This is a genomic window from Pseudomonas marginalis (genome assembly GCF_900105325.1).
In the GTDB taxonomy this organism is placed as follows: Bacteria; Pseudomonadota; Gammaproteobacteria; order Pseudomonadales; family Pseudomonadaceae; genus Aquipseudomonas; species Aquipseudomonas marginalis.
The window spans coordinates 792,907-818,596 of record NZ_FNSU01000001.1; the positions used below are offsets into that span (position 1 = coordinate 792,907).

General features: G+C 59.9%; 21 protein-coding genes. 17 read left to right on the plus strand and 4 right to left on the minus strand.

What is annotated here, in order from left to right; all coding sequences use genetic code 11:
• Window positions 1-5: 5 nt before the first annotated feature.
• The gene (locus tag BLW22_RS03880) at window positions 6-314 is read right to left on the minus strand and encodes an arsenate reductase (protein ID WP_232005376.1); all 309 of its coding nucleotides are present in this window, start codon (window positions 312-314) and stop codon (window positions 6-8) included.
• 281 nt (window positions 315-595) lie between these two features.
• Between BLW22_RS03880 and BLW22_RS03885 the strand changes: the two genes are divergently transcribed.
• A complete protein-coding gene (locus BLW22_RS03885) occupies window positions 596-2,239 on the plus strand; it encodes a Na+/H+ antiporter (RefSeq protein ID WP_065948797.1) in 1,644 nt (547 codons plus the stop codon).
• 9 nt (window positions 2,240-2,248) lie between these two features.
• On the opposite strand, the gene dapC is transcribed toward BLW22_RS03885, so the two are convergent.
• From dapC to map, 3 genes are all read right to left on the minus strand, one after another.
• Window positions 2,249-3,448, minus strand: coding sequence for a succinyldiaminopimelate transaminase (gene dapC, locus BLW22_RS03890; RefSeq protein ID WP_065926461.1), 1,200 nt, complete (start codon window positions 3,446-3,448; stop codon window positions 2,249-2,251).
• Window positions 3,449-3,506: 58 nt separating this feature from the next.
• Window positions 3,507-6,209, minus strand: a complete 2,703-nt coding sequence (locus BLW22_RS03895; RefSeq protein ID WP_027604481.1) for a [protein-PII] uridylyltransferase — start codon at window positions 6,207-6,209, stop codon at window positions 3,507-3,509.
• A 65-nt stretch (window positions 6,210-6,274) separates the two neighbouring features.
• Entirely contained in the window at window positions 6,275-7,057 is a 783-nt protein-coding gene (gene map / locus BLW22_RS03900) for a type I methionyl aminopeptidase (protein WP_012722594.1), read from the minus strand.
• Between the two features lie 387 nt (window positions 7,058-7,444).
• Between map and rpsB the strand changes: the two genes are divergently transcribed.
• The 16 genes from rpsB (at window position 7,445) to dnaE (ending at window position 25,688) form a co-directional block, all read left to right on the plus strand.
• A complete protein-coding gene (rpsB, locus tag BLW22_RS03905; protein WP_003219330.1) occupies window positions 7,445-8,182 on the plus strand; it encodes a 30S ribosomal protein S2 in 738 nt (245 codons plus the stop codon).
• 192 nt (window positions 8,183-8,374) lie between these two features.
• Window positions 8,375-9,238: a translation elongation factor Ts gene (tsf, locus tag BLW22_RS03910; protein WP_065926460.1), complete on the plus strand. Its 864-nt coding sequence runs from the start codon at window positions 8,375-8,377 to the stop codon at window positions 9,236-9,238.
• 211 nt (window positions 9,239-9,449) lie between these two features.
• Complete coding sequence (gene pyrH / locus BLW22_RS03915) at window positions 9,450-10,193, plus strand: UMP kinase (RefSeq protein WP_003172271.1); 744 nt, start codon at window positions 9,450-9,452, stop codon at window positions 10,191-10,193.
• Window positions 10,190-10,747 carry a ribosome recycling factor gene (frr, locus tag BLW22_RS03920; RefSeq protein ID WP_065926459.1) on the plus strand — a complete coding sequence of 186 codons (558 nt, stop codon included), beginning with the start codon at window positions 10,190-10,192 and terminating at the stop codon, window positions 10,745-10,747. Before pyrH ends, frr begins: the two co-directional genes overlap by 4 nt.
• A gap of 17 nt (window positions 10,748-10,764) precedes the next feature.
• The gene (gene uppS / locus BLW22_RS03925) at window positions 10,765-11,520 is read left to right on the plus strand and encodes a polyprenyl diphosphate synthase (protein ID WP_027604478.1); all 756 of its coding nucleotides are present in this window, start codon (window positions 10,765-10,767) and stop codon (window positions 11,518-11,520) included.
• The gene (locus tag BLW22_RS03930) at window positions 11,521-12,330 is read left to right on the plus strand and encodes a phosphatidate cytidylyltransferase (protein ID WP_065926458.1); all 810 of its coding nucleotides are present in this window, start codon (window positions 11,521-11,523) and stop codon (window positions 12,328-12,330) included.
• On the plus strand, window positions 12,327-13,517 hold the full coding sequence (ispC, locus tag BLW22_RS03935) for a 1-deoxy-D-xylulose-5-phosphate reductoisomerase (RefSeq protein WP_074844239.1): 1,191 nt from the start codon (window positions 12,327-12,329) through the stop codon (window positions 13,515-13,517). The genes BLW22_RS03930 and ispC overlap by 4 nt, the downstream gene beginning before the upstream one ends.
• A 54-nt stretch (window positions 13,518-13,571) precedes the next feature.
• The gene (gene rseP / locus BLW22_RS03940; RefSeq protein ID WP_065926456.1) at window positions 13,572-14,924 is read left to right on the plus strand and encodes a sigma E protease regulator RseP; all 1,353 of its coding nucleotides are present in this window, start codon (window positions 13,572-13,574) and stop codon (window positions 14,922-14,924) included.
• A gap of 74 nt (window positions 14,925-14,998) precedes the next feature.
• Entirely contained in the window at window positions 14,999-17,386 is a 2,388-nt protein-coding gene (bamA, locus tag BLW22_RS03945; RefSeq protein ID WP_053137245.1) for an outer membrane protein assembly factor BamA, read from the plus strand.
• Between the two features lie 45 nt (window positions 17,387-17,431).
• Window positions 17,432-17,935, plus strand: a complete 504-nt coding sequence (locus tag BLW22_RS03950; RefSeq protein ID WP_003219314.1) for an OmpH/Skp family outer membrane protein — start codon at window positions 17,432-17,434, stop codon at window positions 17,933-17,935.
• Between the two features lie 3 nt (window positions 17,936-17,938).
• Window positions 17,939-18,994 carry a UDP-3-O-(3-hydroxymyristoyl)glucosamine N-acyltransferase gene (gene lpxD, locus BLW22_RS03955; protein ID WP_065948794.1) on the plus strand — a complete coding sequence of 352 codons (1,056 nt, stop codon included), beginning with the start codon at window positions 17,939-17,941 and terminating at the stop codon, window positions 18,992-18,994.
• Between the two features lie 110 nt (window positions 18,995-19,104).
• A complete protein-coding gene (fabZ, locus tag BLW22_RS03960) occupies window positions 19,105-19,545 on the plus strand; it encodes a 3-hydroxyacyl-ACP dehydratase FabZ (RefSeq protein ID WP_003172281.1) in 441 nt (146 codons plus the stop codon).
• On the plus strand, window positions 19,542-20,318 hold the full coding sequence (gene lpxA / locus BLW22_RS03965) for an acyl-ACP--UDP-N-acetylglucosamine O-acyltransferase (protein WP_027604472.1): 777 nt from the start codon (window positions 19,542-19,544) through the stop codon (window positions 20,316-20,318). Before fabZ ends, lpxA begins: the two co-directional genes overlap by 4 nt.
• 2 nt (window positions 20,319-20,320) lie before the next feature.
• Window positions 20,321-21,460, plus strand: coding sequence for a lipid-A-disaccharide synthase (lpxB, locus tag BLW22_RS03970; protein WP_065926454.1), 1,140 nt, complete (start codon window positions 20,321-20,323; stop codon window positions 21,458-21,460).
• Entirely contained in the window at window positions 21,457-22,089 is a 633-nt protein-coding gene (gene rnhB / locus BLW22_RS03975; RefSeq protein ID WP_027604470.1) for a ribonuclease HII, read from the plus strand. The genes lpxB and rnhB overlap by 4 nt, the downstream gene beginning before the upstream one ends.
• A 77-nt stretch (window positions 22,090-22,166) precedes the next feature.
• On the plus strand, window positions 22,167-25,688 hold the full coding sequence (dnaE, locus tag BLW22_RS03980; protein ID WP_065926453.1) for a DNA polymerase III subunit alpha: 3,522 nt from the start codon (window positions 22,167-22,169) through the stop codon (window positions 25,686-25,688).
• The last annotated feature ends 2 nt before the right edge of the window (window positions 25,689-25,690 follow it).

The window sequence follows — 25,690 nt, forward strand, 5'->3', positions numbered from 1 at the left end:
CTGGCCTACTTGAGGGCCGCCGAATAACTATCTGGCTTGAAGCCAATCAGGGTTCTGTCACCGAGATCAAGCACCGGGCGCTTGATCATCGAAGGTTGCGCGAGCATCAATTCAATGGCTTTCGACTGATCGAGATCGGCTTTGCGTTCGTCTTCGAGTTTGCGAAAGGTGGTGCCCGCACGGTTCAAAACCACCTGCCAACCGTGCTCGTTGCACCATTGGGTCAAGTGTTCGCGGTCGATACCGGCCGTTTTGTAGTCGTGGAACGCATAGCTCACCGCGTGCTCATCGAGCCAGGTGCGCGCCTTTTTCATGGTGTCGCAGGCTTTGATGCCGAAAAGGTGCAACGTTTTGCTTGAAGCGGTCAAGGAATTGCCCCCCCTGCTTTACTGATGCAAGTGCCAATGAAAATGAAAGGTCACGGATTATGCCACGCCCAGAGATTTTGGGTGCCGCTCGTCAGCAGCGTGCGACTTTTGTGCAAAAGCCAGCGCGCAGCATAGGCCGGTAAGATAGCCGGGTAATATGGCACTTCAACGGCCAGTTGTTGCCTGATGTGTGTCGTTGCAAGCCGATCGTCCGGGAAACCCGCGTTATGCAAACCGCCTACACCGTTCTTATCCTGCTGATGCTGGTCAGCGTTTCGCGTCTGGTCGGGCGTGTCATCCCTCTGCCGTTACCCCTGGTGCAGATTGCCGCCGGCGCCTTGCTGGCCTGGCCCACGCTGGGGCTGCACGTGGCGCTGGACCCGGAGTTGTTCCTGTTTCTGTTCCTGCCCCCGCTGCTGTTCTCCGATGGCTGGCGCATGCCCAAGCGCGAATTGTGGCGCCTGCGTGGGCCGATCCTGACGCTGGCCGTCGGGTTGGTGCTGTTCACCGTGGTCGGTGCTGGCTACTTCATTCATTGGCTATTGCCGACGATCCCGCTGCCGGTGGCCTTCGCCCTCGCGGCCGTGTTGTCGCCGACAGATGCCGTGGCCGTGTCGGCAATTGCCCAGAACCGCTTGCCGACGCCGCTGATGCATATGCTTCAGGGCGAAGCGTTGATGAATGACGCCTCGGGCCTGGTGACCTTCAAGTTCGCCTTGGCGGCCGCGTTGACCGGTGTGTTCTCGTTGGCCGATGCCAGCCTGACCTTTGTCTTGGTGGCCTTGGGCGGCCTGGCGGTGGGGGTGGCGCTGAGTTGGCTGGTCGGCCGCCTGCGTGCCTGGATGATTGCCCGGGGCTGGGACGACCCGGCAACGCATGTGGTGTTCATGTTGCTGTTGCCGTTTGCGGCCTACGTGTTGGCCGAACGGCTCGGCGCCTCGGGCATCTTGTCGGCGGTCGCGGCGGGCATGATGCAAAGCTGGCTCGACCTGCTGCCTCGCCAGACCAGCACGCGCCTGCTCAATCGCAGTGTCTGGTCATTGCTGGAATTTGCCTTCAATGGCCTGATCTTCCTGCTGCTGGGCCTGCAATTGCCGGACATCATCAAGGCCGTGGCCAGTCATGAGCCGACGCTGTGGCCCACCTTGTTGTATCGCTGCCTGGATGTGATTGCTATTTTCCTGGTGTTGGTGGTGCTGCGTTTTATCTGGGTGCAGAGCATCTGGCGCCTATCGGGTTTGCTCCGGCGGCTGCGTGGGAAAAGTGAGTTGACCCTGGTGCCCACTGCGCGTTCCTGCTGGCTGTTGACCGTGGGCGGTGTGCGCGGTGCGGTGACCCTGGCCGGTGTAATGTCGGTGCCATTGCTGCTGGTGCCAGGCCAGGATTTCCCCGAGCGCGACCTGCTGATCTTTATCGCTGCCGGTGTGATCCTGCTGTCACTGATCGCCGCCTGCATCGCCCTGCCGCTGCTCTTGCGGGGCGTTGAAAAGAGTCCGGATGAAAAGCGCCATAACGAAGTGCGCGAGGCCTGGAAAAAAACCGCCGTGGCAGCGATTCACGCACTGGAGGCGGAAGAGCCCTTAGACTCGGAAACGTCCGACGCCGCCCAGGCGGCGCTGGCTACGGAGCTAAAGGCACGGTTGATGTCGGAATACCGCCATCAGTTGGAAGTGTTCAACGACTCGGCCGAAGCCCAGGCGCTCGCGATGCAGATGGACCTGCTTGAGCGAAAACTGCGGCTCAAGGCCCTGCGTGCGCAACGCTTGGAGTTGTACAGCTTGAGCCGTCATCACCAAATTGGTGATGACGTTTTGAGGGAAGTGTTGGCGGAGCTGGATATGAGTGAGGCGAATCTGGGCCAGATGAAATGACCCGGTTGCCTATCGACGACGCTGAATGAAGTCCCGAATACGCTCAGCCGCTTCCACACATTCGGCCAGCGGCGCAACCAACGCCAGGCGTACGCGCCCGGCGCCGGGGTTCACGCCATCCACTTCCCGGGAGAGGTACGAACCCGGCACCACGGTCACGTGTTCCTCCACGAACAAATCGCGGCAGAACGCGGCATCATCGCCTTGCACATTCGGCCACAGGTAGAAGCCGCCGTCCGGGGCCTGTACGTCCAGCACCGGCTTGAGGATCGCCAGCACGGCATCAAACTTCTCGCGGTACAGGTCGCGGTTGGCCTGCACATGGGCCTCGTCCTGCCAGGCCGCGATGCTTGCCAGCTGGGTTTGCACCGGCATCGCACAGCCATGGTAAGTGCGGTACAGCAGGAAACCCTTGAGGATCTCGGCGTCGCCAGCAACAAAACCGGAGCGCAGGCCTGGCAGGTTGGAGCGCTTGGACAGGCTGTGGAACACCACGCAACGCTTGAAGTCCTGGCGGCCCAGCTCGACGCACGCGCTGAGCAGGCCCGGTGGCGGGGTTTGTTCGTCGAAGTACAGTTCGCTGTAGCACTCGTCGGCGGCGATAACGAAGTCATATTCGTCGGCCAGGGCGATGAGTTTTTTCAGGGTGTCGACCGGGATCAGTGCACCGGTCGGGTTGCCGGGGGAGCAGAGGAACAGGATCTGGCAGCGTTTCCAGATGTCTGGCGATACCGCGTCGAAATCCGGGTTGAAGCCGTTTTCATCCAGGCATGGCAGGTAGTGCGGCTTGGCCCCGGCCAGGAACGCGGCGCCTTCGTAGATCTGGTAGAAGGGGTTCGGACTGACCACCAGCGCGTCATCGCCCCGGTTGACCACGGTCTGGGTGAAGGCGAACAACGCTTCACGGGTGCCGTTGACCGGCAGGATAGTGCGCGCCGGATCCAGCCAGCCCTTGGGGACGTCGAAGCGGCGTTCGCACCAGCCACCGATGGCCTCGCGCAAGGCCGGGATGCCCAGGGTGGTGGGGTAGACCGCCATCTGGTCGAGGTTGTTAGCCAGGGCATCGGCAACGAACTGCGGCGATTTGTGCTTGGGTTCGCCGATGGACAACGCGATCGGGCGCTTGTCCGGGTTCGGCGTGACGCTGCCCAGCAGGGCGCGCAGCTTTTCGAACGGGTAGGGCTGGAGCTGGTTCAGGGCGTTGTTCATCGGTGGATCTCGTGCAAGGCGTTAAAAACTGGGAGGGAGCGGTGGGCCGCTCCTGGTATCAAATCGTCAGGCGCGTCAGCTCGACACCGGGTTCCTGGGGCACGCTCAACTGCTGCACGATCGCCGCCTGCAAGCGCAGGCACAGCTCCGGGTCGGACAGCGGCTGGTTATCGGCATCGGTAATAAAGAACACGTCCTCCACCCGCTCGCCGAGGGTCGCAATCTTGGCGTTCTGCAGTGACAAATCGAATTCCAGGAAAATGCCGCCGATCCGCGCCAGCAGGCCTGGCCGGTCCGGCGCGCTGAGTTCCAGTACGGTCACCGGGCGCTGTGCATCGTTGGAAATGGTCACCTGGGGCGCAAAGGCAAAGTGCTTGAGCTGACGCGGTACCCGGCGCTGGATGATCGTCGGGTAGTCGTCGGGGTTACGCAGGGCTTCGGTCAGGCCTTCGCGGATCTTTTTCACCCGCGCCGGGTTATCGCCGATGGACTCGCCTTCGGTGTCGAGCACGATATAGGTGTCGAGGGTGAACTGGCTGCTGGAGGTGATGACCCGGGCGTCATGGATATTCAGGTTGAGCTGGTCCATGGCCGCCACGGTCACGGCGAAGAAGTCGTGCTGGTCGGGTGCATAGATGAAGATCTGCGTGCCGCCTTCGAATTCGCGCTGGGTGGTTTCCTTGATCAACACCAGCGGGCCGCCATCGGCCGGCTGCTGCAGGATCGCGTCACTGTGCCAGGCGACATCGCCGGCGGTGTGGCGCAGGAAGTAATCGTCCCCCAATTGCGACCACAACTGCTCGACGTCGTCCGGGTCGTTGCCGCCGCGCACCAGGATGTCCAGGGCGGCGCTTTGGGTGCGGCGGATCTGCTCTTCGCGGTCCACCGGGTTTTCCAGGCCACGGCGCAGCGCGCGCTTGGTCTCGGTGTAGAGCTGGCGCAACAGGCTGGCGCGCCAGGAGTTCCACAGGGTCGGGTTGGTGGCGTTGATGTCGGAGACGGTCAGCACGTACAGGTAGTCGAGGCGGGTTTCATCGCCGACGATCCCGGCGAAGTCGTGGATCACCTGCGGGTCGGACAAGTCCTTGCGCTGGGCAGTGGTCGACATCACCAGGTGGTTCTGCACCAGCCACACGATCAGGCGGCTGTCCCACAGTGGCAACTGGTGGCGCTGGCAGAACGCCTCGGCATCCACCGCGCCGATTTCCGAGTGGTCGCCATGCCGGCCCTTGCCGATGTCGTGGTACAGGCCGGCGAGGTAGATCAACTCCGGCTTGGGCAGCTTGGCCATGAGCTTGCTGGCCAGCGGGAATTTCTCTGATACCTGGGTGTACTGCAACTTGCGCAAGTGCTTGATCAGGTTGAGGGTGTGGGCGTCCACGGTGTAGATGTGGAACAGGTCGTGCTGCATCTGCCCGACGATAAACCCGAACTCCGGCAGGTAACGCCCGAGGATGCCATAGCGGTTCATGCGCCGCAGGTTGCGATGGATGCCGATCTTGCACTTGAACAGCTCGATAAACAGGCTGGTGTTGCGAATGTCGTTGCGAAAGTCGTCGTCGATCAGGTGACGGTTTTCCCGCAGCAGGCGGATGGTGTCGGCGCGTACGCCCTTGATTTCCGGCTGCTGGGCCATCAGCACGAAGATTTCCAGCATGGCGAACGGAGTGCGGCGGAACACGTTGTCGTTGCGTGCCTCGATATAGCCGTCGTGCAGTTGGAAGCGCGAATTGATCGGCTGCGGCGGTGCTTCGTCTTCCGGAGCGAGGATCACTTCTTCGAAATGCTGGATGATCAGGTCGCTGAGCTGGGCAATGCTCATGACCACCCGGTAGTACTGCTGCATGAAGCTTTCGATGCTGGTCTTCGCGTCTTCGCCTTCAAACCCCAGCAGGGTGGCGATGGAGCGCTGGTGGTCGAACAGCAGGCGATCTTCGGAGCGCCCGGCGAGCATGTGCAGGGCGTAGCGCACTTTCCACAGGAATTCCTGGGACGACGCCAGCAGGGCATTTTCGCTCTCTACCAGGAAGCCTTCGCCGGCCAGGGCGCGCAGGTTCAGGGTGCCGTATTGGCGACGTGCGACCCACAGAATCGTCTGGATGTCGCGCAACCCGCCCGGCGAGCCTTTGACGTTGGGTTCGAGGTTGTATTCGGTGTCGTTGTACTTGTGGTGCCGGGCCTTCTGCTCGGCACGCTTGGCCAGGAAGAAATCCTTGCTCGGCCACATGTGCGCGGTGCTGGTGACTTCGAGCATGCGCTGGCGCAGGCGCTCGGGGCCGGCGATGGTGCGGCTTTCCATCAGGTTGGTGATGACGGTCAGGTCGGCGCGGGCCTCTTCGGCGCACTCATCCACCGAGCGCACGCTCTGGCCGACTTCCAGGCCGATGTCCCACAGCAGTGTCAGAAAGCGCTCGATGGAGTCGCGAAAGATCTCATGGTCGGCGCTGTCCAGCAGGATCAGCAGGTCGATGTCGGAGTACGGGTGCAGCTCGCCACGACCGTAGCCGCCGACCGCCACCAGGGCAATATCGGCGTCTTCGCTCCAACTGAACTGTTCCCAGGCTTTTTGCAGGATGTTATCGACGAACCAGGCGCGGTCTTCGATCAGCCGACGGATGTCCCGGCCGCTGCGAAAGCGCTCGTCGAGCACCTCGCGGGCCTGGCGGATCGCCTTTTTGAATGCGGCGATGGGGCTCGCTTTCAGTGCCAGCTCGGCCTGGAACTGGCCACGGTCGAAGAGTTCGGGATCCACCTGGGGCATTGATCGGCTTTCCTTTCTATCTATCAGTCAGTCACAACACAGTTTGGGAAAACCTTGGCAGCCCTTCACGCCGAAACGCGTGGGATCGTGTCGTCGGCGCGCAGGGTGAAGATCTCGTAGCCGGTCTCGGTGACCAGCAGGGTGTGTTCCCACTGGGCCGAGAGCTTGCGGTCCTTGGTGATGGCGGTCCAGCCGTCGCCCAGCACCTTGGTGTCGGCCTTGCCCTGGTTGATCATCGGCTCGATGGTAAAGGTCATGCCTGCCTTGAGCTCCATGCCGGTGCCGGCGCGGCCGTAGTGCAGGATCTGCGGTTCTTCGTGGAAGACCGTGCCGATACCGTGGCCGCAGAATTCGCGCACCACCGAGAAACCGTTCTTTTCGGCGTGCTTCTGGATCACTTCACCGATGTCGCCTAGGCGGCAGCCAGGCTTGACGATCTCGATGGCCTTGTACATGCATTCCTGGGTGACCTGGGACAGGCGCTCGGCCCACACCGGCACGGTGCCGACGTGGAACATGCGGCTGGTGTCGCCGAAGTAGCGGTCCTTGATCACGGTGACGTCGATGTTCAGGGTGTCGCCGTCCTTCAACGGCTTGTCGCCCGGAATCCCGTGGCAGACCACGTGATTGACCGAAGTACAGATCGACTTGGGGAAGCCCTTGTAGTTCAGCGGCGCAGGAATGGCGCCCTGCACATTGACTATATAGTCGTGGCAGATCTGGTTCAGGGTTTCCGTGGTAACGCCGGGCTTGACGTGCTCGGCGATCATTTCCAGCACGTCGGCAGCCAGTTTGCCGGCAATGCGCATGCCGGCGATGTCTTCGGCGGTTTTCAAACTAACGGTCATACAGGCTCTCTCTAGCGCGATGCGCTGAAATCAATACGGTTTACGGGCGTGCGACAAAAGGTTGCAGAGTTCGCACAAGCGCCAAAAAACGCGATTCTAACAGACGCGGGCGGCAAATCATGAGCCCCCGACGATCGCTTCTCTCTATCAAATGGGGTTATATCGGCTCTATTCAAAGGGTTGCGTACACGTCGCCCACGCCAAATGTGATTGCGTGTTTCGTTTTCGCCCTTCGTGTGGTATAAAATGCGCCGCTTTCCGGGGATACCCCGAAAAGCTTAAATCCACACACGTGTCGACACGATGACCTGGGTGCCGGAGGCCTTGATGCCGCTGGTTGGTCATTGGGATACGTGGAGGCCAAACCCGACTTATTAAGGAACTATCATGTCCCAAGTCAACATGCGCGATATGCTGAAGGCCGGTGTGCACTTCGGTCACCAGACCCGTTACTGGAACCCGAAAATGGGTAAGTACATTTTCGGCGCGCGTAACAAGATCCACATCATCAACCTTGAAAAAACCCTGCCAATGTTCAACGAAGCTCTGACTTTCGTAGAGCGCCTGGCCCAGGGCAAAAACAAGATCCTGTTCGTCGGCACCAAGCGTTCCGCTGGCAAGATCGTTGCTGAAGAAGCAGCACGTTGCGGTTCGCCGTACGTCGATCACCGCTGGTTGGGCGGCATGCTGACCAACTTCAAAACCATCCGTGCTTCCATCAAGCGTCTGCGTGACCTTGAAGTGCAGGCCGAAGACGGTACTTTCGCCAAGCTGACCAAGAAAGAAGCGCTGATGCGCACTCGTGACCTGGAAAAGCTCGATCGTTCCCTGGGTGGTATCAAGGACATGGGCGGTCTGCCTGACGCACTGTTCGTTATCGACGTTGATCACGAGCGCATCGCGATCACCGAAGCCAACAAGCTGGGCATTCCTGTTATCGGCGTAGTCGATACCAACAGCAGCCCGGAAGGCGTTGACTACATCATCCCAGGCAACGATGACGCCATCCGCGCCATCCAGCTGTACATGGGTTCGATGGCTGACGCTGTCATCCGTGGTCGCAACCACGTTGCTGGTGGCACCGAGCAGTTCGTTGAAGAAGCTCCGGTAGCCGCAGCTGAGTAATTGACGCCCTGGCGTTGACTCAGTAAGCAAAAAGGGGGCTTGGCCCCCTTTTTGCCACCTCGAAAACCATTTGTCAGCAGCGCAGCTACATCACCTGTAACGTGCAGCGGCTAACAAGGGTGGTTCGGGAAGAATTGATCCCCCGTTCGATCGGGTGGAATGGTTGAAAACCTATCCAAGAGGAATTTGAAAATGGCAGCAATTACTGCAGCGTTGGTTAAAGAACTGCGTGAGCGTACCGGCGAAGGCATGATGGATTGCAAGAAAGCCCTGGAAAAGGCTGACGGCGACATCGAAAAAGCCATTGATGACATGCGTGCTTCCGGCGCCATCAAGGCTGCCAAGAAAGCAGGCAACGTGGCTGCTGAAGGCGCTATCGCTCTGAAAGAAGACGGCAAATCTGCTGTTCTGCTGGAAGTGAACTCCCAGACCGACTTCCTGGCCCTGCAGGACGACTTCAAGGCATTTGTTGCTGCCAGCGTTGAAAAAGCGTTCGCCGACAAGCTGACTGACGTCGCTCCGCTGATCGCCGCTCAAGAAGCTGATCGCCTGGTACTGGTCGGCAAGGTTGGCGAAAACGTCAACATCCGTCGCCTGGTACGCGTTGAAGGTGATGTTGTCGGTGGTTACCTGCACGGCAACAAGATCGGCGTTGCAGTGGTCCTGAAAGGCGGCAACGTTGAGCTGGCCAAAGACATCGCTATGCACGTAGCGGCCAGCAACCCTGAGTTCCTGCTGCCTTCGGAAGTTTCTGCCGAAGCGATCGAGCGTGAAAAAGCTGTGTTCCTGCAGCTGAACGAAGAAAAAATCAAAGGCAAGCCAGAAAACATTGTTGAGAACATGGTCAAGGGCCGTATCAGCAAGTTCCTGGCCGAAGCAAGCCTGGTTGAGCAGGCGTTCGTCAAGAACCCTGAAGTCAAGGTTGGCGAACTGGCCAAGAAAGCCGGTGCTGAAATTGTTTCCTTCACTTACTTCAAGGTAGGCGAAGGCATCGAGAAGCCGGTCGACAACTTCGCTGAAGAAGTTGCTGCCCAGCTGGCTGCCGCCAAGCAATAAGACAGTTTTTAACTGTCGCCCGAAAGAGGCTGCCCGCTCACGCGCGCAGCCTCTTTTCAAATGGGCAGGCCGATTTAATTTGGCTTACCCTCGGAACTGGCTTACAAAGCCGTGTTCCGATGGCGCTGTGAGAGCGTCCAGCTAGAGTGAACGCAAGCCGTAAACGGCTCGCCAAGAATTTTTTAAAAATACGCCGCAGGAGAGATTCGCAATGGCTCAGCAGGGCAGTGGTTATCAGGCTCGCTATAAACGCATTCTACTCAAGCTTAGCGGCGAGGCCCTGATGGGCTCGGAAGAGTTCGGGATCGACCCCAAGGTACTCGACCGCATGGCGCTGGAAGTCGGCCAGTTGGTCGGCATCGGCGTACAGGTCGGCCTGGTGATCGGTGGCGGTAACCTGTTCCGCGGCGCAGCACTGAGTGCGGCCGGCATGGATCGGGTCACCGGCGACCACATGGGCATGCTGGCCACTGTGATGAACGCCCTGGCCATGCGTGACGCCCTGGAGCGTGCCAATATCTCGGCTATCGTGATGTCGGCTATTTCCATGGTGGGTGTGACCGATCACTATGATCGTCGCAAAGCCATGCGCCACCTGAACGCCAAAGAGGTGGTGATCTTCGCTGCCGGTACCGGCAACCCGTTCTTCACCACGGACTCGGCTGCTTGCCTGCGCGCCATCGAGATCGATGCCGACGTGGTGCTCAAGGCGACCAAGGTAGATGGCGTGTACACCGCAGACCCATTCAAAGACCCGCATGCCGAGAAGTTCGATCATCTGACCTACGATGAAGTGCTGGATCGCAAGCTGGGCGTGATGGACCTGACGGCTATTTGCCTGTGCCGCGACCACAAGATGCCGCTGCGCGTATTTAACATGAACAAGCCCGGTGCCCTGCTGAATATCGTACACGGCGGCGCGGAAGGGACTCTGATCGAGGAAGGCCAACAATGATCAACGAAATCAAGAAAGACGCCCAAGCGCGTATGCAGAAATCCCTGGAGTCTCTGAGCCACGCATTTGGCCAGATTCGTACCGGCAAGGCGCACCCGAGCATCCTGGGCAGCGTGATGGTGCCTTATTACGGCGCTGATACCCCGCTGAGCGGCGTGGCCAACGTTACCGTAAAGGATTCGCGCACCCTGCAGGTCGTGGCTTTCGAGCGCAACATGCTCGCTGCAGTCGACAAGGCCATCCAGAGCGCCGGCCTGAACCTCAACCCGACCAACCTGGGTGAGTTGCTGTTGATCTCCATGCCGGCCCTGACTGAAGAAACCCGCAAGGGCTTCACCAAGCAGGCCCGCAGCGCGGCTGAAGATGCGCGTGTTGCAGTGCGTAACATTCGTCGTGATGCCTTGGGCGAGCTGAAGAAGTTGGTCAAGGACAAGGAAATCAGCGAAGACGAAGAGCGTCGTGCCGTCGCCGATATCGACAAGCTGACCAAGGAAGCCGAGGCGAAGATCACCCAGGCAACCGAAGAAAAAGAAAAGGACCTGATGGCCGTATAAGGGGTCAGGACGCCTTCATGGAAAAGACCAAGCAGACTGTGCCCTCCGTGGTGCCGCGCCATGTCGCGATCATCATGGATGGGAATAATCGCTGGGCGAAGAAGCGTTTTATGCCGGGTGTTGCCGGGCATAAGGCGGGTGTCGATGCGGTACGGGCCGTGATCGAGGTGTGTGCCGAGGCCAAGGTCGAGGTATTGACCCTGTTCGCGTTCTCCAGTGAAAACTGGCAGCGGCCCGCCGAAGAAGTCAGTGCCTTGATGGATCTGTTCTTCAAGGCCCTGCGTCGTGAGGCCAAGCGCCTGAATGACAACAACATCAGCCTGCGCATCATCGGCGACCGCTCGCGCTTTCACCCGGAACTGCAGGCGGCCATGCGTGAAGCCGAGGCGATCACTGCCGGCACTGACCGCTTTGTGCTGCAAATCGCCGCCAATTACGGTGGCCAGTGGGATATTGCCCAGGCTGCGCAGCGACTGGCCCGCGAAGTGCAGGCCGGTCATCTGCGGCCGGACGACATCACGCCTGAACTGTTACAGACCTGCCTGGTGACCGGCGACCTGCCGTTGCCTGACTTGTGTATCCGTACCGGTGGTGAGCATCGCATCAGCAATTTCCTCTTATGGCAATTGGCCTATACCGAGCTGTACTTCTCCGACCTGTTCTGGCCGGACTTCAAACACGATGCCATGCGCACTGCGCTGGCCGATTTCGCTTCCCGTCAGCGTCGCTTCGGTAAAACGAGTGAGCAGATCGAAGCTGGAGCCCGGGTTTAAATGCTTAAACAACGAATCATCACAGCACTGATACTGTTGCCGATTGCCTTGTGCGGGTTTTTCCTGCTGGATGGCTCCGGCTTTGCGCTGTTTATCGGCCTGGTGGTCACCCTGGGTGCCTGGGAATGGGCGCGATTGGCAGGTTTCAATGCGCAGCTGCCGCGTGTGGCGTATGCCCTTGTGGTGGCGGTACTGCTGTTTCTGATGCATACCCTGTCGAGCATTATCGTGCCCTGGGTGTTGGGGGCAGCGGTGCTGTGGTGGGCGCTTGCGACCTACCTGGTGCTGACTTTTCCGCGCAGCAGTGGCCAGTGGTCCAGTGTCGCCAGCAAGCTGGTGATTGGCTTGTTGATTCTGTTGCCTGCCTGGCAAGGGCTGGTGGAGATCAAGAATTCGCCGATGGGTAACTGGCTGATCATGGCGGTGATGGTGCTGGTCTGGGGCGCAGACATCGGCGCCTACTTCTCTGGCCGGGCATTCGGCAAGCGCAAGCTGGCGCCGTCAGTCAGTCCGGGCAAGAGTTGGGAAGGCGTGTATGGCGGCCTGGCGTTGACGCTGGTGATCACGCTTGTGGTGGGTCTGGTGCGCGACTGGTCGGCGAAGGAAATCTTCCTGGCCCTGCTGGGTACGGCCATCGTCGTATTTATCTCGGTGGTCGGTGATCTCACCGAAAGCATGTTCAAGCGCCAGGCCGGGATCAAGGACAGCAGCAACCTGCTGCCGGGTCATGGCGGGGTGCTGGATCGTATCGATAGCCTTACCGCAGCCATCCCGATCTTTGCCGTGCTGTTGTGGATGACCGCTTCGTGAGCCGCCTGCAACAAGTGACCGTGCTGGGTGCAACCGGCTCGGTAGGGTTGAGCGCCCTGGATGTGATCGCTCGTCATCCCGACCGCTATCAAGTGTTTGCCCTGACCGGGTTCACCCGTCTCAGCGAACTGCTGGCACTGTGCGTGCGCCACGTGCCGCGCTTTGCTGTCGTGCCCGGGCGTTCGGCTGCACGGGGCCTGCAGGATGATCTGCGGGCTGCCGGGCTGGCCACTCAGGTGCTGGTGGGGGAGGAGGGGTTGTGCCAGGTCTCGGCCGATGCCGAGGTGGATACGGTGGTGGCCGCTATCGTCGGTGCCGCCGGCTTGCGTCCGACCTTGGCTGCCGTGGATGCGGGCAAGAAGATCCTGCTGGCCAACAAAGAAGCGCTGGTGATGTCCGGCGCGCTCTTCATGCAGGCGGTGCGCAAGAGCGGCGCCGTATTGCTGCCCCTCGACAGTGAACACAATGCGATCTTCCAATGCATGCCCGGCGACTTTGCTCGCGGCCTGGGACAGGTGGGTGTGCGTCGGATTCTGCTGACCGCGTCGGGTGGTCCTTTCCGGCAAACTCCCTTGGGGGAGTTGGAGCAGGTGTCTCCGGACCAGGCGTGCGCTCATCCTAACTGGTCGATGGGGCGCAAGATCTCCGTGGACTCGGCAAGCATGATGAATAAAGGCCTGGAGTTGATCGAAGCCTGCTGGTTGTTCGATGCGCGACCGGATCAGGTCGAGGTGGTGATTCACCCGCAAAGTGTGATTCATTCACTGGTCGACTACGTGGATGGCTCGGTATTGGCCCAATTGGGCAATCCGGATATGCGCACCCCGATCGCCAATGCCCTGGCCTGGCCGGAGCGAATTGATTCCGGCGTGGCGCCACTGGATCTGTTTGCCATTGCCCGCCTGGACTTCGAGGCGCCGGACGAGCAACGTTTTCCGTGCCTGCGTCTGGCACGTGAGGCCGCGGAGGCGGGTAACAGCGCGCCGGCGATGCTCAATGCGGCGAATGAAGTGGCCGTGGCGGCGTTTCTCGAACGGCGCATCCGCTTTCCGCAGATCGCGAGTATCATCGAGGACGTCCTGAGTCTTGAGCCCGTGGTCGCGGTGAACGACCTCGGCGCGGTATTCGAGGCGGACACCAAGGCGCGCGCCTTGGCCGAGCAATGGTTGGACCTCAACGCGCGTTAGTCTTGTGGGCGCGATTGAGCCTTGGGGCACTGGATTGGAATGCGGAGAAATTAGATGAGTGCGCTTTACATGATTGTCGGCACCCTGGTTGCTCTGGGTGTGCTGGTTACCTTCCACGAATTCGGCCACTTCTGGGTGGCACGTCGTTGCGGCGTCAAGGTACTGCGCTTTTCCGTCGGCTTCGGCATGCCGCTGGTTCGCTGGCACGACCGGCACGGCACCGAGTTCGTGATCGCGGCCATCCCGTTGGGTGGCTATGTCAAGATGCTCGATGAGCGTGAAGGCGAAGTGCCGGCCGATCAGGTGGACCAATCCTTCAATCGCAAGACCGTTCGTCAGCGTATCGCCATTGTTGCGGCCGGTCCGATCGCCAACTTCCTCCTGGCGATGCTGTTTTTCTGGGTCCTGGCCATGCTCGGCAGCGAGCAGGTGCGTCCTGTCATCGGCGCGGTCGAGGCGGACAGTATCGCCGCCAAGGCAGGTCTGGTCGCAGGGCAGGAAATTGTTTCCATTGATGGTGAGCCGACGACGGGTTGGGGCGCGGTCAATTTGCAGCTGGTACGTCGTTTGGGTGAAAGCGGCACCGTCAACGTCGTGGTGCGTGAGCAGGATTCCAGTGCCGAGACCCCGCGCACGTTGGCCTTGGACCATTGGCTCAAGGGCGCTGACGAGCCTGATCCGATCAAGTCCCTGGGCATCCGTCCATGGCGTCCTGCGCTGCCGCCAGTGCTTGCCGAGCTGGATCCGAAGGGTCCGGCCCAGGCCGCGGGTCTGAAAACCGGCGATCGCTTGCTGGCCCTCGATGGCCAGGCGTTGGGTGAGTGGCAGCAGGTAGTCGACCTGGTGCGCGTACGCCCTGATACAAGGATTGTGCTGAAAATTGAGCGTGACGGTGCTCAAATTGACGTCCCCGTGACCCTGGCGGTACGTGGGGAAGCCAAGGCGGCCGGGGGTTACCTGGGTGCAGGCGTCAAGAGTCCGGAGTGGCCGCCCTCGATGGTGCGTGAGGTCAGTTTCGGGCCGCTGGCGGCCATTGGCGAGGGTGCAAAACGCACCTGGACCATGAGTGTGCTGACCCTCGAATCCCTCAAGAAAATGTTGTTCGGCGAGCTCTCGGTAAAAAACTTGAGTGGACCGATAACCATTGCTAAAGTGGCGGGCGCTTCTGCCCAGTCGGGTGTCGCGGATTTCCTGAATTTCCTGGCTTATCTGAGTATCAGCCTGGGTGTTCTGAATTTGCTGCCCATTCCAGTATTGGATGGGGGGCATCTGTTGTTTTATCTGGTCGAGTGGGTGCGTGGTCGCCCCTTGTCGGATCGGGTGCAGGGTTGGGGGATACAGATCGGTATCAGCTTGGTGGTCGGGGTGATGTTATTAGCCTTGGTCAACGATCTGGGTCGACTGTAACGCTTCGCTGAATTGCGAATCTGCCGCATTTTGCGGCAGTTTGTTTATTGCCAGTTGGAATAAGAAAGGACTTCATGAAACGTCTGCTGCTAACTGCGGTTCTCACCGTATTGATGATCGCCGAAGTTCACGCCGAGTCCTTCACCATCTCCGATATTCGCGTCAACGGCCTCCAGCGGGTTTCCGCGGGTAGTGTCTTTGGTGCCTTGCCGTTGAACGTCGGGGAACAGGCTGATGACCGTCGCCTGGTGGAATCCACTCGTGCGCTGTTCAAAACCGGGTTCTTTCAAGACATCCAACTGGGTCGCGAAGGTAACGTCCTGGTCATCACCGTCGTCGAGCGACCTTCCGTCGCCAGTATCGAGATCGAAGGCAACAAGGCGATCTCCACTGAAGACCTGATGAAAGGCTTGAAGCAATCCGGCCTGGCCGAGGGCGAGATCTTCCAGCGCGCCACCCTTGAAGGTGTGCGTAACGAACTGCAGCGCCAGTACGTTGCCCAGGGTCGCTACTCCGCGACCGTGGAAACGGAAGTCGTGCCGCAGCCTCGTAACCGTGTCGGCCTCAAGGTCAACATCAACGAAGGTACCGTGGCGGCCATTCAGCACATCAACGTGGTGGGCAACACCAAGTTCGCTGATGAAGACCTGATCGACCTGTTCGAGCTCAAGACCACCAACTGGTTGTCGTTCTTCAAGAACGATGACAAGTACGCCCGCGAAAAACTCTCCGGTGACCTGGAACGCCTGCGTTCCTACTACCTGGACCGTGGCTATATCAACATGGATATCGCTTCGACCCAGGTGTCCATCACCCCGGACAAGAAGCACGTCTACATTACTGTCAACGTCAACGAAGGCGAGAAGTACAAGGTTCGTGACGTGAAGCTCAGCGGCGACTTGAAAGTGCCTGAAGACCAGGTCAAGGCCCTGTTGCTGGTGCAGAAAGACCAGGTGTTCTCGCGCAAGCTGATGACCACCACGTCCGAACTGATCACCCGTCGCCTGGGTAACGAAGGCTATACCTTCGCCAACGTCAACGGCGTGCCTACCCCCCACGATGAAGACCACACCGTGGACATCACCTTTGTCGTCGACCCAGGCAAGCGTGCCTACGTGAACCGCATCAACTTCCGTGGCAACACCAAGTCCGCGGACGAAGTGCTGCGCCGCGAAATGCGCCAGATGGAAGGTGGCTGGGCATCGACTTACCTGATCGACCAGTCCAAGACCCGTCTTGAGCGCCTGGGCTTCTTCAAGGAAGTGAACGTCGAAACGCCAGCCGTACCGGGTGTGGATGACCAGGTTGACGTGAACTACGCCGTGGAAGAGCAAGCGTCGGGTTCGATCACCGCCAGTGTCGGTTTCGCACAGAGTGCCGGCCTGATCCTCGGTGGTTCCATCACCCAGAACAACTTCCTGGGTACCGGTAACAAGGTGTCCATCGGCCTGACCCGAAGCGAATACCAGAGCCGTTATAACTTCGGTTATGTCGACCCCTACTGGACCGCGGACGGTGTCAGCCTGGGCTACAACGCCTTCTATCGCACCACCGACTACAAAGACCTTGACGTCGACGTAGCCAGCTATGCAATCGACAGCCTGGGCGTAGGCGCCAACATCGGTTACCCGATCAGCGAGACCTCGCGCCTGACCTTCGGCCTGACTGCGCAACAGGATGAGATCAAGACCGGTGTGTACACCGTGGACGAGATCTTCGACTTCACTCGCAAGGAAGGCGACAAGTTCCTGAACTTCAAGGCGTCCGCCGGCTGGTCCGAGTCGACCCTGAACAAAGGCGTGCTTGCCACCCGTGGCCATTCCCAGAGCCTGACGCTGGAAGCAACGACGCCGGGCAGCGACCTGTCGTTCTTCAAGCTCGACTACCGTGGCCAGTTGTTCCAGCCGCTGAGCGATAACTACACCATGCGCCTGCACACCGAGCTGGGTTATGGCGACGGTTATGGTTCCACCAATGGGCTGCCGTTCTACGAGAACTACTACGCGGGTGGCTTCAACTCCGTGCGGGGCTTCAAGGACAGCACCCTGGGTCCACGTGGTACACCGAGCCGTGGCGTTGGTGTGACCGGTAACCAGGGCACCGTAGCTGACTCCGACAACGACCCGCTGCCATTCGGTGGTAACGTGTTGATCCAGGGTGGTGCGGAAATCCTGTTCCCGCTGCCGTTCGTCAAGGATCAGCGGTCCCTGCGTACTTCGGTCTTCTGGGATGTGGGTAACGTTTTCGACTCCAAGTGCGAACAGATCACCAACCCAAGCGGCGTGAAGTCACGGACTGAGTGCAACGACGTGAGCCTCAGCAACCTGGCGAGCTCGGTGGGTGTCGGTGTGACCTGGGTGACTGCGCTTGGCCCGTTGAGCTTTGCTCTGGCCATGCCGATCAAGAAACCGGATAACGCTGAAACCCAGATTTTCCAATTCTCCCTCGGCCAGACGTTCTAAGCGTCTGACCCAAGATAACGACAACGGATTCTGTAGGAGTACATCGTGCGTAAGTTGACTCAATTGGTTCTGCTGGCCACCGTGCTGGTAGCCACCCCGGCCTTCGCCGAAATGAAAATCGCCGTCCTGAACTATCAGATGGCCCTGCTGGAATCCGATGCGGCCAAGAAATACGCCGTGGATGCCGAGAAAAAATTCGGTCCGCAACTGACCAAGCTCAAGACGTTGGAAAGCAGCGCCAAGGGTATCCAGGACCGTCTGGTAGCGGGTGGCGACAAGATGCAGCAAGGCGAGCGCGAGCGTCTGGAGCTTGAGTTCAAGCAAAAGGCCCGTGACTACCAGTTCCAATCCAAGGAGCTGAACGAAGCCAAGGCTGTTGCCGACCGTGAAATGCTGAAACAGCTGAAGCCTAAACTCGACAGCGCCGTGGAAGAAGTCATCAAGAAAGGTGCCTTTGACCTGGTGTTCGAGCGTGGCGCAGTGATTGACGTCAAGCCTCAATACGACATCACCCGTCAGGTGATCGAGCGCATGAACCAGCTGAAGTAAGCCATGACCGCGACTATCAAGCTCGGCGAGTTGGCCGAGTTCCTGGGAGCCACCTTGCGTGGTTCCCCGGAGAAGGAAATTACTGGGCTAGCCACCTTGCAGGAGGCTGGCCCAGCTCAGTTGAGCTTCCTCGCAAACCCCCAATACCGTAAATACCTGGTCGACTGCCAGGCCGCAGCCGTGTTGCTGAAGGCCGCTGACGCCGAGAGTTATGCCGGGGATGCCCTGGTAGTGGCTGACCCCTACCTGTCGTACGCAAAGGCGTCGCATCTGTTCGACCCGAAGCCCAAGGCAGCAGGTGGTGTTCATCCGTCTGCGGTTATCGCCGATGATGCCCAGGTTGACCCTGCGGCCAGCATCGGTGCGTTTGCGGTGATCGAGAGCGGTGCACGCATCGCGGCCGGTGTAACGGTCGGTGCGCATTGCTTTATCGGCGCTCGCTGTGTAATCGGCGCCGACGGTTGGCTGGCACCTCGCGTGACCCTGTACCACGACGTGCGCATCGGTGAACGTGTGGTCATTCAGTCGGGTGCCGTGATCGGTGGTGAAGGCTTCGGTTTTGCCAACGCCAAGGGCGTCTGGCACAAGATTGCCCAGGTCGGCGGTGTATTGATCGGCGACGACGTGGAAATCGGTGTCAACACGGCTGTCGATCGCGGAGCCCTGGCCGATACCGTGATCGGTAACGGCGTGAAGCTCGACAACCAGATCCAGATCGCCCACAACGTGCAGATTGGCGATCACACCGCCATGGCCGCGTGTGTAGGCATTTCCGGCAGCACCCGGATCGGCAAGCATTGCATGCTCGCCGGTGGCGTAGGGCTGGTGGGGCATATCGATATTTGCGACAACGTTTTCATCACCGGTATGACCATGGTGACCCACTCGATTACCGAACCGGGGGCCTACTCATCTGGTACCGCCATGCAGCCCGCAGCTGAATGGCGCAAGAGCGCAGCACGTTTGAGGCAGCTCGACGACATGGCTCGACGTCTCAAACAGCTGGAAAAGCGTGTTGGGGACGTGACCCCTGGCGGTAATGCTTCATCAGAAGGCTGATACCATTTCCATATCAAGTGTGCACAGCCGCTAGACTGCCTCCTTGATTTGCTAGCGGGGCGTGCGTTTAGTCGCCCGCCCCCAATCTTTATTACAGGCTTCCCCCCGAAATGATGGACATCAACGAGATTCGCGAATACCTGCCTCACCGTTACCCGTTCCTGCTGGTGGACCGTGTAGTGGACCTCAATGTTGAGGAAAAGCGCATTCGTGCCTACAAGAATGTCAGCATCAACGAACCGTTCTTCAACGGTCACTTTCCCGCGCATCCCATCATGCCGGGCGTATTGATCATCGAAGCAATGGCCCAGGCTGCCGGTATCCTTGGTTTCAAAATGCTCGACCTCAAGCCTGCCGACGGCACGCTTTACTATTTCGTCGGCTCCGACAAGTTGCGCTTTCGCAACCCGGTTACCCCGGGTGACCAGTTGATCCTGGAAGCCAAGTTCATCAGCTGCAAGCGCCAGATCTGGAAGTTCGAATGCCAGGCCTCGGTAGATGGCAAGCCGGTTTGCTCTGCCGAGATCATCTGTGCGGAACGCAAACTATGAGTTTGATTGACCCTCGCGCAATCATCGATCCGTCGGCCGTACTGGCCGCCGACGTTGAGGTCGGCCCCTGGTCGATCATCGGCGCAGGTGTGGAAATCGGCGAGGGGACTGTCATCGGGCCGCACGTGATCCTCAAGGGTCCGACCCGCATTGGCAAACATAACCGCATCTACCAGTTTTCCTCGGTAGGCGAAGACACCCCGGACATGAAGTACAAGGGTGAAGAAACCCGCCTGGTAATCGGTGATCACAACATCATCCGTGAAGGCGTGACCATTCACCGTGGCACCGTGCAGGATCGTGCCGAGACCACGCTGGGTGATCACAACCTGGTCATGGCCTATGCCCATATCGGTCATGACAGCGTGATCGGCAACCACTGCATCCTGGTCAACAACACCGCGTTGGCTGGCCATGTACACGTTGACGATTGGGCGATCCTGTCCGGTTTTACCCTGGTGCATCAGTATTGCCATATTGGCGCCCACAGCTTTTCCGGCATGGGCACTGCCATCGGCAAGGACGTTCCGGCGTTCGTCACGGTGTTCGGCAACCCGGCCGAAGCCCGCAGCATGAACTTCGAAGGCATGCGCCGTCGTGGCTTCAGCGAAGAGGCGATCCACGCCCTGCGCCGCGCCTACAAGGTGGTCTACCGTCAGGGGCTGACGGTGGACCAGGCGTTGATCCAACTGGCCGAGCCGGCAGCGTTGTTTCCGGAAGTCGCGGTGTTCCGTGACTCGATCCAGGCGTCGACCCGCGGCATCACCCGCTGATCATGGCTACTCTGCGTATCGCGCTGGTGGCCGGAGAAGCTTCCGGCGACATTTTGGGCGCAGGTCTGATGCGGGCACTCAAGGCCCGGCACCCTGCGGTGGAGTTTATCGGCGTCGGCGGCCCGCTGATGCAGGCCGAAGGCCTGACGTCGTACTTCCCTATGGAGCGTCTGTCGGTCATGGGCCTGGTCGAGGTGCTGGGTCGCCTGCGTGAGCTCCTGGCTCGTCGCAAGCTGCTGATCCAGACGTTGATCGAAGAAAAGCCCGATGTCTTTATCGGCATCGATGCGCCGGACTTCACCCTCAATATCGAACTCAAGTTGCGTCAGGCCGGGATCAAGACCGTGCACTACGTCAGCCCCTCTGTGTGGGCGTGGCGGCAGAAGCGTGTGTTGAAGATCCGCGAAGGCTGCGACCTGATGTTGACCCTGTTGCCGTTCGAAGCCAGGTTCTACGAGGAGAAGGGCGTGCCGGTAAGGTTTGTCGGGCATACCCTGGCCGACAGCATTCCTTTGCAGGCTGACCGCGCAGCCGCGCGTGCCGAACTGGGGTTGCCCGAAGGCCCGCTCGTTGCGCTGATGCCGGGCAGTCGAGGCGGCGAAGTGGGCCGTCTTGCCAGCGTGTTTTTCGATGCTGCCGAGCGCCTTCAAGCCTTGAAGCCCGGGGTACGGTTCGTGTTGCCCTGCGCCAGCCCGCAACGGCGTGCACAAATCGAGACACTGCTGGTCGGTCGCAATCTGCCATTGACCCTGCTCGACGGTCGGTCGCACCTGGCCCTGGCGGCCTGTGATGCGGTGCTGATCGCTTCAGGTACCGCGACCTTGGAGGCCCTGCTCTACAAGCGCCCGATGGTCGTGGCCTATCGCCTGGCGCCACTGACTTTCTGGATTCTCAAGCGCATGGTCAAAAGTCCCTACATCTCCTTGCCCAACTTGCTGGCCCAGCGTCTGTTGGTGCCGGAGTTGTTGCAGGACGATGCAACGCCCGAAGCCCTCGCGCAAACCCTACTACCCTTGATCGACGGCGGCGAAGAACAGACCCGCGGTTTTGACGACATTCACCGCACCCTGCGCCGTGATGCATCGAACCAGGCGGCCGACGCGGTATTGACCTTGATCGGCCAAAAACAGGAAGCTTTATGAGCACGCAAATAGGCCTGGATTTCAGCCTGGTTGCCCAAACCCACGAACTGGTGGCCGGCGTTGACGAAGTGGGGCGCGGCCCGCTGTGTGGCGCGGTGGTGACGGCGGCCGTGATCCTGGATCCGAACCGCCCGATCCTGGGCCTCAACGACTCGAAAAAACTCACCGAAGCGCGTCGTGAAAAACTCTACGACGAAATCTGTGAAAAGGCCTTGAGCTGGCATATCGCCCGGGCCGAAGTCGAAGAAATCGACGAATTGAACATCCTGCACGCCACGATGCTGGCCATGCAGCGTGCCGTTGAAGGCCTGCATATCACGCCAAAACTGGCGATGATCGACGGCAACCGTTGCCCGAAGCTGGCGATGCCGGCTGAGGCGGTGGTCAAGGGCGATAGCAAGGTTCCAGCCATTGCCGCCGCGTCGATCCTGGCCAAGGTCAGCCGAGACCGTGAAATGGCTGCCTTCGAATTGATTTACCCCGGCTACGGCATCGGGGGCCATAAAGGCTATCCGACGCCCGTTCATCTGGAAGCCCTGGCCCGTCTCGGCCCAACGCCGATCCATCGGCGCTCGTTTGCCCCGGTGCGCCAGGCTTATGAGCTGCGCGAGAACCTCAGCGAGGTTTAGTCGCAAGGCTGATGTTTTTGCCAAGGCCCGGTACAATCCCGGGCCTTGTTGTTTCTAAGTTTCTGGACAGGATCACTATGCCGGCTTCATTCGTTCACCTGCGCCTGCACACTGAATACTCCCTGGTCGACGGCCTTGTACGGATCAAACCGCTGGTCAAGACCCTGGTGGGCATGAACATGCCTGCGGTCGCGGTTACCGATCAGAACAACATGTGCTCCCTGGTCAAGTTCTACAAGAACGCCATGGGCGCCGGCATCAAGCCGATCTGCGGCGCCGACCTGTGGCTGTCCAACAAAGACCCGGATAACCCCCTGAGCCGCATCAGCCTGCTGGCGATGAATGGCGTGGGTTATCGCAACCTCACCGAATTGATTTCCCGTGGCTTTATCGACGGCCAGCGCAACGGCTCGATCATCATCGAGCGCGAATGGGTCGCCGAGGCCAGCGAAGGCCTGATCATGCTGTCGGCCGCCAAGGAGGGCGAGATCGGTATCGCACTGCTGGGTGGCAATCCCCATGAAGCCGAAGTGCTGGCGAGGGAGTGGATGCAGGTCTTCCCCGACCGTTTCTACCTGGAAGTCCAGCGCACCAACCGCCCCAACGATGAAGAGCATCTGCACGCCGCCGTAGCCCTGGCCGACAAGCTGGGCGCGCCCTTGGTGGCGACCAACGATGTGCGCTTTATCAAGAAGGAAGATTTCGAGGCCCACGAAACCCGCGTGTGCATCGGTGAAGGCCGGGCCCTGGATGACCCGCGTCGTTCCAAGAACTACAGCGAAGAGCAGTACCTCAAGAGCGCGGACGAAATGGCCGAGCTGTTCAGCGACCTGCCCGAGGCCCTGGAAAACTCCGTCGAGATTGCCAAGCGCTGCAATATCGAAGTGAAGCTGGGCAAGCACTTTTTGCCCAACTTCCCGATTCCCGATGGCATGACCATCGACGAGTATTTCCGCAAGGTGTCGTTTGATGGTCTGGAGGAGCGTCTCTCCGTCCTGCTGCCCAAGGACACCACCGAAGATTACGAGGCCAAGCGCCAGGTCTATGTCGATCGGCTGAATTTCGAGCTGGATATCATCATCCAGATGGGGTTCCCCGGTTACTTCCTGATCGTGATGGACTTTATCCAGTGGGCCAAGAGCAACGGCGTGCCGGTAGGTCCGGGCCGGGGGTCGGGTGCCGGCTCGCTGGTCGCCTATGTACAGAAGATCACCGACCTCGACCCCCTGGAATATGACCTGCTGTTCGAACGGTTCCTGAACCCGGAACGGGTCTCCATGCCCGACTTCGACGTCGACTTCTGCATGGACGGCCGCGACCGTGTGATCGAATACGTGGCCGAGAAATACGGCCGCAACGCCGTGAGCCAGATCATCACCTTCGGTTCCATGGCGGCCAAGGCGGTTATCCGTGACGTAGCGCGGGTGCAGGGAAAGTCCTACGGCCTGGCGGACCGCCTGTCGAAGATGATCCCGTTCGAAGTCGGCATGACCCTGGAAAAAGCCTACGAGCAGGAAGAGATCCTGCGCGACTTCATCAAGGTCGATGAAGAGGCCGCCGAAATCTGGGAGATGGCGCGCAAGCTCGAGGGCGTGGTGCGTAACGTCGGTAAGCACGCCGGTGGCGTGGTGATCGCGCCGACCAAGCTGACTGATTTTTCGCCTATCTATTGCGATGAAGAGGGCGGCGGCCTGGTCACCCAGTTCGACAAGGACGATGTGGAGGCGGCCGGCCTGGTGAAGTTCGACTTCCTCGGCCTGCGCACCCTGACGATCATCGACTGGGCGCTCAAGACCATCAACCGCGACCGCGCCAAGGTCAACGAAGAACCGCTGGATATCGCCTTCATCCCGCTGGACGACAAGCCGACCTACACCTTGCTGCAAAAAGCCGAAACCACGGCGGTGTTCCAGCTTGAATCCCGCGGCATGAAAGAGCTGATCAAAAAGCTCAAGCCCGACTGCCTGGAAGACTTGATCGCACTGGTGGCCCTGTTCCGTCCGGGCCCGCTGCAATCGGGCATGGTGGATGACTTCATCAACCGTAAGCACGGCCGCGCCGAGTTGGCGTACCCGCACTCCGATTACCAGTACGAAGGCCTCAAGCCTGTATTGGCGCCGACCTACGGCATCATCCTGTACCAGGAACAGGTGATGCAGATCGCCCAGGTGATGGCCGGCTACACCCTCGGTGGCGCGGACATGCTGCGGCGGGCCATGGGTAAGAAAAAGCCCGAGGAAATGGCCAAGCAACGCGGCGGTTTCATTGAAGGGTGCGCCACCAACAATATCGACGCCGACCTGGCCGGTAACATTTTCGACCTGGTGGAAAAATTCGCCGGTTATGGCTTCAACAAATCCCACTCCGCCGCCTACGGCCTGGTGTCGTACCAGACGGCCTGGCTGAAAGCCCACTACCCGGCGCCGTTCATGGCTGCGGTACTCTCGGCGGATATGCACAACACCGACAAGGTCGTGACCTTGATCGAGGAAGTGCGCACCATGAAGCTGCGCCTCGACGCACCGGACGTGAACGCCTCGGAGTTCAAGTTCACGGTGAACGACGAAGGTCGCATCATCTATGGCCTGGGCGCGATCAAGGGCGTGGGCGAAGGCCCGGTGGAAGCCATCACCGAAGCGCGCCAGGACGGGCCGTTCAAGGATCTGTTCGACTTCTGCGCACGGGTTGACCTCAAGCGCATCAACAAACGTACCCTCGATGGCCTGATCCGCAGCGGTGCGCTCGACCGTCTCGGGCCGTATTTCCACGATGAGCCGAAGGCGTATCAGGCGAATATCGATCGCAATCGCGCGGTGCTGCTCACCGCCATGGAAGAAGCGATCAAGGCCGCCGAACAGACCGCCCGCACCCACGACAGCGGCCACGCCGACCTGTTTGGCGGGTTGTTCGTCGAAGAAGATGCGGATGTGTACGCCAACCACCGCAAGGCCAAGGAACTGACCCTCAAGGAGCGCCTCAAGGGTGAGAAAGACACCTTGGGCCTGTACCTCACCGGTCACCCGATTGACGAATATGAAGGCGAGATCCGTCGTTTCGCTCGTCAACGCATCATCGACCTGAAACCGGCGCGGGATACCCAGACCGTCGCCGGCATGATCATCGCCCTGCGGGTGATGAAAAACAAAAAGGGCGACAAGATGGGCTTTATCACCCTCGACGACCGCTCGGGCCGGATCGAGGCGTCGCTGTTTGCCGACGCCTTTCACTCTGCGCAATCGCTGCTGCAAACCGACGCCATGGTGGTGGTGGAAGGGGAGGTCAGCAACGATGACTTCTCCGGCGGCTTGCGCCTGCGGATCAAGCGGGTGATGAGCATGGAAGATGCGCGCACCAACCTGGCCGAAAGCCTGCGCCTGAAGGTGAAGACCGAAGCCCTCAAGGGCGATCAGCTACGCTGGTTGGGTGACCTGCTCAAGCGTCATCGTGGCGCCTGCCCGGTGACCATGGAGTACACCGGCAACGACGCCAAGGCCATGTTGCAGTTTGGCGAGACGTGGCGAATTGATCCCGCTGACGGCTTGATTCAAGCTTTGCGTGACCAGTTCGGCCGTGACAACGTCTTCCTCCAATACCGTTGACG